Source organism: Nocardioides sp., from assembly GCF_034670285.1.
Classification (GTDB): domain Bacteria; phylum Actinomycetota; class Actinomycetes; order Propionibacteriales; family Nocardioidaceae; genus Nocardioides.
Window position 1 is genome coordinate 1 of the sequence record NZ_JAXMNS010000147.1, and the last position, 8,196, is coordinate 8,196.

The 8,196-nt window shown below is 71.4% G+C and carries 7 protein-coding genes and 1 pseudogene; 5 read left to right on the forward strand and 3 right to left on the reverse strand.

All coding sequences use genetic code 11. The annotated features are described in order from the left end of the window. The coding region (locus VOI19_RS09120; RefSeq protein ID WP_323792652.1) for a DsbA family oxidoreductase at window positions 1–557 on the forward strand (557 nt) is incomplete at its 5' end. A 21-nt stretch (window positions 558–578) separates the two neighbouring features. Here VOI19_RS09120 and VOI19_RS09125 read toward each other — a convergent pair. Together VOI19_RS09125 and efeO are read right to left on the reverse strand one after the other, a co-directional pair. Beyond that, complete coding sequence (locus VOI19_RS09125) at window positions 579–1,811, reverse strand: Dyp-type peroxidase (RefSeq protein ID WP_323792653.1); 1,233 nt, start codon at window positions 1,809–1,811, stop codon at window positions 579–581. After that, window positions 1,811–2,698, reverse strand: a complete 888-nt coding sequence (gene efeO / locus VOI19_RS09130) for an iron uptake system protein EfeO (protein ID WP_323792654.1) — start codon at window positions 2,696–2,698, stop codon at window positions 1,811–1,813. The genes VOI19_RS09125 and efeO overlap by 1 nt, the downstream gene beginning before the upstream one ends. Before the next feature lie 158 nt (window positions 2,699–2,856). Between efeO and serA the strand changes: the two genes are divergently transcribed. Together serA and VOI19_RS09140 are read left to right on the forward strand one after the other, a co-directional pair. Further along, complete coding sequence (gene serA, locus VOI19_RS09135) at window positions 2,857–4,467, forward strand: phosphoglycerate dehydrogenase (protein ID WP_323792655.1); 1,611 nt, start codon at window positions 2,857–2,859, stop codon at window positions 4,465–4,467. 39 nt (window positions 4,468–4,506) lie between these two features. After that, a complete protein-coding gene (locus VOI19_RS09140; RefSeq protein WP_323792656.1) occupies window positions 4,507–5,208 on the forward strand; it encodes a hypothetical protein in 702 nt (233 codons plus the stop codon). Here the strand turns inward: VOI19_RS09140 and VOI19_RS09145 are convergent. Then, a complete protein-coding gene (locus VOI19_RS09145) occupies window positions 5,203–6,384 on the reverse strand; it encodes an MFS transporter (protein WP_323792657.1) in 1,182 nt (393 codons plus the stop codon). The two genes, VOI19_RS09140 and VOI19_RS09145, sit on opposite strands and share 6 nt — an antisense overlap. A 170-nt stretch (window positions 6,385–6,554) precedes the next feature. Here VOI19_RS09145 and VOI19_RS09150 point away from each other — a divergent pair, with 170 nt between their 5' ends. Then, window positions 6,555–7,760, forward strand: a complete 1,206-nt coding sequence (locus VOI19_RS09150) for a toxic anion resistance protein (RefSeq protein WP_323792658.1) — start codon at window positions 6,555–6,557, stop codon at window positions 7,758–7,760. A 107-nt stretch (window positions 7,761–7,867) separates the two neighbouring features. Continuing rightward, window positions 7,868–8,196: pseudogene (locus VOI19_RS09155) on the forward strand (hypothetical protein); the annotation flags it as partial.

The window sequence follows — 8,196 nt, forward strand, 5'->3', positions numbered from 1 at the left end:
AGAGCATCGCCTCCGCGCTGGGTCGCAAGTACGGCGGCGGCGACGCCGCGGGCCGCCAGATGGTGCAGCAGGTTCAGCAGGTCGCTGGTGAGGTCGGCCTCGACTTCTCGCAGTACCCCGACGCCAAGCGGGTCAACACCGTCGATGCGCACCGGCTGCTGCACGCCGCGGGCGACCTCCGCGCCGACCTCAAGGAGGCGCTGCTGCGCGCCTACTTCGTCGACGTGCGTGACGTCGCCGACCACGACGAGCTGGCCGCGATCGCTGTCGGCGCGGGCCTGGCCGAGGACGACGTACGACGGGTGCTGGCCTCCGACGAGCACCTCACCGAGGTGGACGCCGACGCCGACGCCGCCCAGGACCTGGGCGCCGGGGGAGTGCCGTTCTTCGTGATCGACCGACGCTTCGGGATCTCCGGAGCGCAGCCGGTGGAGGTCTTCACCCAGACCCTGGAGCGGGCCTGGGCCGAGCGCCCCACGCTGCAGATGGCCACCGGGGTCACCGACCGCGACGACGCCTCCGGTGAGGTGTGCGGCCCGGAGGGCTGCACGACCTGAGGCAGGCGCCTCGCCGGCGAATCAGTCGAACAGTCCCCGCGCCAGCGAGCCGTGCGCACCGGGACCGGGCGGCACGAAGAAGAGTCCGCCGCCCTGCGGTGCGACGTACTCCTCGAGGGCCTCGCCGTCGAGTCGCCGCTGGGTGCCGAGGAAGCCAATCTCGAGGTCGCGCTGGTAGGACACGAAGAGCAGGCCCTCGTCGAGCTGGTCGTTGTCGTCGAGGCCGTTGGCGTAGTTGAAGCCTCGCCTCAGCATCACGTGCTCGGGGGAGTCGGCGGTGCGTGGGTTGATCCGGCCGATGTGGGAGTCGAGGGCGGCGGCGTCGGGGAAGTCGACCGCGTCGAACTCGTCCGCTGCGCCGAGCGGAGCTCCGGTGTCGCGGTGGCGGTGGAAGATCGCCTCCTGCTCCGAGAGTCGGGTGCGGTCCCAGAACTCCACCAGCATCCGGATCACCCGCACGGCCTGGTAGGTGCCGCCGACCGCCCACTCCGGGTGGCCGTCACCGGCGCCGACCCAGACGACCTCGTCCATGGACGCCGTCGCGGCCGGGTCCGGGTTGACGGTGCCGTCCTTGAAGCCGAGCAGGTTGCGTCCGGTCAGCGGGGTCGACCGGACCCCGGGGGAGACCTGGTTGGTGCCCGACTGGACCCAGCGCGGCACGAGTCGTCCACGCGTGGCGCGCAGGATCTGCCGCGTCGCGTGCACGACCGCTTCGCTGCTGGAGGCCGAGATCGTCAGCGAGAGGTCCCCGTTGCTGCGCTCGGGCGTGACCAGCCGGTCGTTGCTGAAGCGCGGCATGGGCTGCAGCCCCGGCGGCCTCCGGTCGGACAGGCCGAAGCGGTCGTCGAAGAGCGAGGCGCCGAGGCCCAGCACCACGCCGGTGCCGGTCGGGCCGTGGTCGGGGCCGAGGATGCCGGTGTCGGCAGCGGGGAAGCCGCCCCCGCGCTCGCGGACCGGCACGTCGCCCATGAGGCCCTCGACGGTGGTGCTCAGGTCGGCCAGCAGGCGCGCGAGCTCGTCGCGGGTCTCCACCCGCACGTCGAAGGCGCCGACGAGTCCGGCCGGGGCCGAGACCGTCAGGACGCCCTGGTGAGCGCCGCGGAACGCGAGGGGCGCAGCGCCGGCCGCGATCGTCTCCGTGCTGCACGCAGCGAGGACCGGTGCAGCAGCGACCCCGAGCCCGGCCAGACCGGCCAGACCTGCCAGCCCGCGGCGTCGTACTCGAAGGCGCTCACCGACGTCGTGCCCCACCATTAGGCCAGACCGAGGGTGCCGTTGAGCAGCGAGAGGGACTCGGCGAGCTCTCCCAGGGTCGCGGCGAGGGCCGAGCGCTGCGCGTCGGTGACCTGGGCGTAGACGACGAAGCCCTCCCTGAAGGAGCCGAGCTCGCGCAGCTGGGCGTCCAGGTCGGCGAACTGCACCTCCAGCGTCGCGGCGAGATCGGGGTCGGCCACCTGGAGGGCCGGGTCGAGCAGGTCGACCAAGGCCTCGGAGCCCTCGACGTTGGCCTTGAAGTCGTAGAGGTCGGTGCCGGAGTAGCGGTCCTCCTCACCGGACAGCTTGCCGCTGGGGGCAGCGACCTCCTCGATGAGCTCCTGGGCGCCCACGGTCAGGACCTGGGGCTCGATCGCGAGCTCGTCCGAGGCGGCGTCGAGGTCGGCGAGGTCGGAGGCGAGCTGCTCGGCGTACGGCGCTGCGGCGGCCAGGTCGCCGTCGACCCACAGGTGGTACTCGATGCGGTGCCACCCGGTGAAGCCAGGATCCTCCGGGCTGTCGAAGTCGTCCTCGCGCACGTCGACGGCGGCGTCGAAGCCGGGGATGATGCCGGCGATCGGCTCGATCCGCTCCCAGGGACGTCGCGAGACGGGGTAGAGCGCCTGGGCCTGCTCGAGGTCTCCATCGGCGATCGCGGCGGCGAAGGCGTCGGTCTCGGACCGCATGGTGGCGATCTGCTCGTCGACGTAGACGCGGTAGTCGGCGACGGCGGTGTCGATGACGGCTGGGTCGACGGCGACGACCGACGGCGGGGCAGTGGATTCGGCGGTGTCGGACGAGCAGCCGGAGATCACGAGGGCCGCAGCAAGGCTCGAGAAGCCGACGGCGGCCGACCGGCCTCGCTGGAAGGAGAGAGGTGAGGACATGTCAGTAAGGTAAGGCATGCCTAACTAGTTCAGACGATCGGGCCCGAAGCCGCGGTCGACTGGGTCTGGACCGTCGCTCGTCACGTCGCCGATCTCGGCTACCGTGACGATCCGCACAGCGTCGTGCGCCCTGCACGCTCGACCTGCGAGGACTCACTGTGACCGCTGCCCCGTCGTCCCGGACCCGTCGTGCTGTCGTCCTGATCGCCGAGGAGCTCAGTCCGGCCACCGTCGACGCCCTCGGTCCCGACTTCGAGATCCGCCACTGCGACGGCGCCGACCGGACCGCCTTCCTCGCCGCGATCACCGACGTCGACGCCCTGCTCGTGCGCTCGGCCACGAAGGTGGACGCCGAGGCGCTCGCCCTCGGCAAGCGGCTGCGTGTGGTCGCCCGCGCCGGCGTCGGGCTCGACAACGTCGACGTCCGGGCCGCCACGATGGCCGGCGTCATGGTGGTCAACGCGCCGACGTCCAACATCGTCTCGGCCGCGGAGCTCGCCGTCGCGCTGATGCTCGCCGCCGCGCGCCACGTCTCGCCGGCTCACGCCGCGCTGCGCGCAGGGGAGTGGCACCGCGAGCACTACAGCGGCATCGAGCTCTACGAAAAGACTGTCGGCATCGTCGGCCTGGGCCGGATCGGAGTGCTCGTCGCGCAGCGCCTGGCGGCCTTCGGGATGAACGTCATCGCCTACGACCCCTACGTGCAGGCCGGCCGCGCCGCGCAGGCCGGCGTACGACTCGTCGACCTCGACACCCTCCTCGCCGAGTCCGACTTCATGTCGGTGCACCTGCCCAAGACCCCCGAGACCATCGGTCTGATCGGCGCCGACCAGCTGGCCGTGGTGAAGCCCGGGCTCGTGCTCGTCAACGCTGCGCGCGGCGGGATCGTCGACGAGGATGCCCTCTACGACGCGCTCACCACGGGCCTGATCGCCGCGGCCGGCCTCGACGTGTTCGCCAGCGAGCCCTGCACCGACAGTCCGCTGCTGGCCCTCGACAACGTCGTCGCCACCCCGCACCTCGGCGCCTCGACGCAGGAGGCGCAGGAGAAGGCGGGCGTGTCGGTCGCCAAGTCGGTGCGGCTCGCGCTCGCCGACGAGCTCGTGCCGGACGCCGTCAACGTGCAGGGCGGCGTGATCGCCGAGGAGGTGCGTCCCGGCATCCCGCTCACCGAGAAGCTCGGCCGGATCTTCACCGGGGTCGCCGGCGAGGTCGCCCAGCAGATCGACGTGGAGGTGCGTGGCGAGATCACCGCCTTCGACGTCAAGGTCCTCGAGCTCGCCGCTCTCAAGGGCGTCTTCACCGACGTCATCGAGGAAGCCGTCTCCTACGTCAACGCGCCCCTGCTGGCCGCGGAGCGGGGCACGTCGGTGCGGCTGCTCTCGGAGTCGGAGAGCCCCGACCACCGCAACCTGATCACGCTGCGCGGCACGCTCCCCGACGGCTCGCAGGTCTCGGTCAGCGGCACCCTGATCGGGATCAACCAGCGCGAGCGGCTCGTCGAGGTCAACGGCTACGACATCGACCTCGAGCCCACCGAGCACCTCGCGTTCTTCACCTACTCCGACCGTCCGGGCATGGTCGGCACCGTCGGGCGCATCATCGGCGACGCCGGCGTCAACATCGCCGGCATGCAGGTCGCCCGCAACGCCAAGGGCGGGGAGGCCCTGATGGCCATCTCGGTCGACACCGGCATCGCTCCTGAGGTGCTCGCCGAGATCGAGTCGGCTATGTCGGCACACTCGGTGCGGGCCGTCGACTTAGTCTGAGATTCGGGGCGGGCCCGCCGGGCATGAGTCACTGGTGCCATGAGCGAGAGCGTCACCCCCGAGACCATCGTCGCCGGCCGCCCCGCGCCGGTGCTGCTCGACCTCGGGCCGGTCGCCCAGCTGCGGGCCGGACGCCTGCCGCTGCGCCTGACCCAGCTGACGATCGGCCTCCTGCTGTACGGCGCCTCGCTGGCCATGATGGTGCGCGGCGGCCTCGGGCTCGCTCCCTGGGACGTGCTGCACTCCGGCCTGATCCAGCACGTGCCGATCACCCTCGGTCAGGCCGTCGTGGTGATGAGCTTCGTCGTGCTCCTGCTGTGGATCCCGCTCAAGGAGGTGCCCGGCGTGGCGACGATCGCCAACGCCGTGGTGGTCGGGTTGGCCGCCGACGCCACGCTCGCGCTGCTCGACCGACCCGACGCGCTCTGGGCCGAGGTCGCGTTGATGGTCGGCGGGGTCGCGCTCTGCGGCTTCGCGACCGCCCTCTACATCGGCGCCCAGCTCGGACGCGGTCCGCGCGACGGACTGATGACCGGCCTGCACCGTCGTACGGGCCTGTCGATCCGGCTGGTCCGCACCGGCCTCGAGGTCAGCGTGGTGCTCGTCGGCCTGGCCCTCGGCGGAGTGGTCGGCGTGGGCACGGTCGTCTTCGCGCTGGCCATCGGTCCGATCGCGCAGGCGCTCATGCCGCTCTTCCTCGTCGACCTGGCGCCGGCTACGGCGCGGCGCAGGGCCTCATAGCCGCGCCCGGGCCTGCTGTGCCGTGAGCACCACGCAGACCCCGGCGAGCACCGCGAGCACCGCCGCGACCGGCACCTGGTCGGCGAGAGTGGTGATCATCAGCGGGAACCCGAAGCCGATGTAGGCCGTGGCGTAGAAGGCGGCCGACACGGTGCCGAGTCGGCCGTCGTGGGCCAGCGCCGGCAGGCGCGACATCCCGCTGGCGAGCGCGAGCCCACCGCCGGCGCCGAGCACTGCGGCCGAGGGGATGGCGAGGAAGAGCACGGCGGGGACTGCGGCTGCGAGCGCCGTACCGCCGAAGCCGACGATGCCGCACGCCGCCGCGACCGGTGCCGTGCGCGGTCCGAGTCGACCCTGCAGCGGTGCGGCGAGGGCGCCGGCCCCGAGCGCGAGCCCGGCCATCAGGCCCGTCAGGGCGACCGGGGCGTACGGGAAGCCCACCAGCACCGGCACCGCGGCGATCGTGCTGGCCGGGAAGGCGTAGACGCAGATCGCCAGCGGGGCTACCACGACCAGCGCTGTGCGTCGCGCTCCTGGCCGGAAGGCCGACGTCGGAGCCTCACCGGGGGTCGACGGGGCTCGTACGAGCGACTCCGCGACCGTCCAGGACGCCAGGAGCGCTCCGGCCAGCAGGAGCAGGTGCACGAGGTACGGCAGGACGAGCGGCAGGGGCCCCCACTCACCGATCAGGCCGGCGTAGGCCGGTCCGACGGCGAACCCTGCGGTCATCGCGACCGCCGCGCTCCGCGGACCTGCCGGGTTGCCGCGCCTCGTCGCGGTCTCGACCAGCCAGGCGCTGCCCACGCTGAACACCGTCCCCGACGCAGCCCCCTGGGCGAAGCGGACCAGGTAGAGCAGCGGCTCGCTCTGCGCTGCGAAGACGAACAGCAACGAGGCGAGGGCGGCGAGGATCGCGGCAGGCAGGACCACCCGACGGCGTCCGAGGCGGTCGGCGGCGCGACCGGCGAAAGCCAGCGCGAGCATGAGGCCGAGGGCGTAGACCCCGAAGATCGCGGTGACCGAGGCGTCCGTCAGTGCGAGGCGCTCGCGGTAGACGAGAAGCAGCGGGGTGGGGACGTTGGTGCCGGTGGCCACGGCGAGCAGCAGGAGCGTGAGACGTCGCTCGGGGGTCCAGGTCGAGCGGTCAGTCCCTGGGTCGGTCGCACGGGCGGTCACATGGCGCAGCCTTGCACGCCCACCACAGCACGGCGCTCGCGCCTGCATCGCGGCTGTCGGCGGCGATGGGTAGTGTCGCTCCTGCGCTACTCAGCGTGTCCGATCTCACCCCGTATCCCGGTGGAGGAACGATGACCCCGTCTGACGCAACGTCTGGTGCTGCTGAGCCGATGCCGCTCACACCGCCCGACCCGGTGGTCACGTTGACGGCGCCCGAGGCGCCGGCGGTGGTGCTCGAGACCCAGGCCCCCAAGATGGCACCCCCGGTCGCCGCCGCCGTGCAGCCCGAGCTCGACGCCAAGGTCGACAGCTTCATGACCGCGCTGGCCACCACCCAGGCCGGCAGCCCGGAGTTCGCCGCGCAGGCCGAGAACGTCCGCACCATGGGCGACGCCGACATCCGCCGGGCGGCCGAGACCTCCAACCGGATGCTCGACCGGCCGGTCACCGCGCTCAAGGAAGGTGGCCTCGCCGAGGGGTCGACGGTCGGCAAGACGCTGCTCGAGCTGCGTCGCACGGTCGAGGACCTCGACCCCAGCCAGGCCACCGGCACCAAGCGCTGGCTCGACATCCTGCCCTTCGGCGACAAGATCACCGACTACTTCCGCAAGTACCAGTCGGCCCAGACCCAGCTCAACGGCATCCTGCACAGCCTGCGCAACGGTCAGGACGAGCTCACCAAGGACAACGTCGCGCTCAACCTCGAGAAGGCCAACCTCTGGGCCGTGATGGGTCGGCTCAACCAGTACGTCTACGTCGCCGAGCGCCTCGACGCCAAGCTCGCTGCCCGTATCGCCGAGCTCGAGCTGAGCGACCCCGACACCGCGCGCACCCTGAGCCAGGACGTCCTCTTCTACGTGCGCCAGAAGCACCAGGACCTGCTCACCCAGCTCGCGGTGTCGATCCAGAGCTACCTCGCGATCGACATCATCATCAAGAACAACATCGAGCTCATCAAGGGCGTCGACCGCGCCTCGACCACCACGGTCTCGGCGCTGCGCACGGCCGTCATCGTGGCGCAGGCGCTGGGCAACCAGAAGCTCGTCCTCGACCAGATCTCGGCGCTCAACACCACCACGTCGGGCATGATCCAGCGCACCTCCGAGATGCTGAAGGACAACTCGGCCGCCATCCAGGAGCAGGCCGCGTCCTCCACGATCGGCATCGAGCAGCTGCAGGCGGCGTTCGCCAACATCTACGCCACGATGGACTCCATCGACGAGTTCAAGCTCAAGGCTCTCGACAACATGTCGGCGACCATCGGTGTCCTCGAGCACGAGGTGGAGAAGTCGCAGTCCTACCTCGCGCGCGTGCAGCAGCACGACGCTCGCAACGCTGCCGGCACCCTCGACCTCTCCGCTCAGTCGCTCGGCTGAGCCGACAGTTGGCTGACCGATGACTGACGTGCGACCTCTGACGTGCTGACGTGGGGCTGAGACAGTGGTGGAGTCGTCGGCGTCGGGACGACGACTCGGTCACGACGGTGGCAGCGCCACCGACCGAGCAGGAGATCCTCGCAGCCCTCAACCGGGTCAACGCGATGCTCACCGAGGCCAACGCGCCCCCGATCGTGACGGCCCGGGTGGTGCGGATCGCTCGCTCGATCAACGACACGCTGCCCCGGCTGCGCAACCTCGGCCTCGGCAGCATGGAGGGCTACTCCGTCGTGGCGACCGCCACGACCTACCTGCCCGAAGCCGTCGGCGGCTACCTGCGCCTGCCGCGGGAGTGGGCCGACACCCGACCGATCGACGGCTACAAGACGTCGCTGATGGTGCTCATCGAGCAGCTCGAGCTGCTGGCCTCGACGAT

Excerpts from the sequence above, each read along its gene's own strand:
- VOI19_RS09125 (WP_323792653.1), bottom strand. The coding sequence starts at position 1,811 with ATGGTGGGGCACGACGTCGGTGAGCGCCTTCGAGTACGACGCCGCGGG.
- efeO (WP_323792654.1), bottom strand. The coding sequence starts at position 2,698 with ATGTCCTCACCTCTCTCCTTCCAGCGAGGCCGGTCGGCCGCCGTCGGC.
- VOI19_RS09140 (WP_323792656.1), top strand. The coding sequence starts at position 4,507 with ATGAGCGAGAGCGTCACCCCCGAGACCATCGTCGCCGGCCGCCCCGCG.
- VOI19_RS09150 (WP_323792658.1), top strand. The coding sequence starts at position 6,555 with ATGCCGCTCACACCGCCCGACCCGGTGGTCACGTTGACGGCGCCCGAG.